The sequence below is a fragment of the Odoribacter sp. N54.MGS-14 genome (genome assembly GCF_000980295.1).
Lineage (GTDB): Bacteria > Bacteroidota > Bacteroidia > Bacteroidales > Marinifilaceae > Odoribacter > Odoribacter splanchnicus.
This window is the reverse complement of sequence record NZ_LARL01000156.1, coordinates 1-1,225: the sequence shown is the minus strand read 5'-3', so window position 1 is coordinate 1,225 and position 1,225 is coordinate 1. Positions and strand designations below refer to the sequence as shown.

Annotated in this window: 1 pseudogene; it reads left to right on the top strand. The window is 44.1% G+C overall.

From position 1 onward, the window contains the following. Positions 1-156: 156 nt before the first annotated feature. A pseudogene (locus tag WS42_RS14730) lies at positions 157-1,170 on the top strand (transposase); the annotation flags it as partial. Between the last annotated feature and the right edge of the window lie 55 nt (positions 1,171-1,225).

Below are 1,225 nucleotides of genomic sequence, written 5' to 3'. Positions count from 1 at the left end.
TTCTCATCGGATTCTTTTAATATCGCTACTCTTTTATTATGTAGTGGTTGTATTATCTTAAATAAAACAAAAACACCAGACTTTACATTCTTGGGTGTAAAACTGGGTGTTTGTTTTGCAATCTGCTGATTTTCAGCGTTTGTTGCGGAGAGACAGGTTCCTGAACCCTCCACGAAAGAGGAAAAGACTGCGTTGAAAAAGAAACGCAAACAGCTGAAGGAGTTGGAAGAGCACAGGGACAAGCTACAGGAATACGACAACCGTCTGGACACGCTGCAGGACAGGAATTCCTATTCCAAAACGGACAATGACGCTACTTTCATGAGAATGAAGGAGGATGCCATGCGCAACGGACAGACGAAGCCCGGTTACAACCTTCAAATCGGCACCGAAAATCAGTTCATCACCGATTTTGCACTCTTCCCGAACCCTACGGATACACTGACCCTGATTCCTTTCCTGCAATCTTTTTCAAACAGGTATGACCGGATGGCCCATACGGTGGTTGCTGATTCCGGCTATGGCTCCGAAGAGAATTACCGCTTCATGTCCGAAAACGGCATGGAAGCCTACGTAAAGTACAACTATTTCCACATGGAGCAGCGGCCGAGATTCAAACCGGACCCGTTCAAGGCCGAAAACTTCTACTACAATGAAGAACATGACTTCTGCATCTGCCCTATGGGGCAAAGGATGCGGAGGATAGGCACCAGGAATGTGAAAACCGCATCCGGATATGTCAACGAAAATGCACGGTACAGAGCTGTCAGGTGTGAAGGCTATCCCCTGCGATGCCGCTGTTTTAAAGCAAAAGGAAACAGGACGATAGAACTGAATCATAGGCTTAGACAATACAAGCGGAGAGCCAAAGAACTGCTCTGCTCTGAGAAAGGACTGAAACACAGAGGGCAGAGATGCATAGAACCGGAAGCCGTGTTCGGACAAATTAAAAACAATATGAACTACAAACGTTTCCGACATTTTGGAAAGGACAAGGTCTTCATGGACTTTGCCTTCCTAGCCATTGCCTTCAATATAAAAAAGATGTGTGCAAAACTGACAAAAGAAGGTATGAACTGGCTGATTAGACTGTTTTATGAACTTACAACTGCTGTTTTTAGATGCTGGGAACACATAAATCAAAGAAATCTTCAAAAGATCGCAGCTTAAAGAAAATGAACAGATTTGTATAGTGATGAACAAAAAAGAGGTGCATCGTGCATTA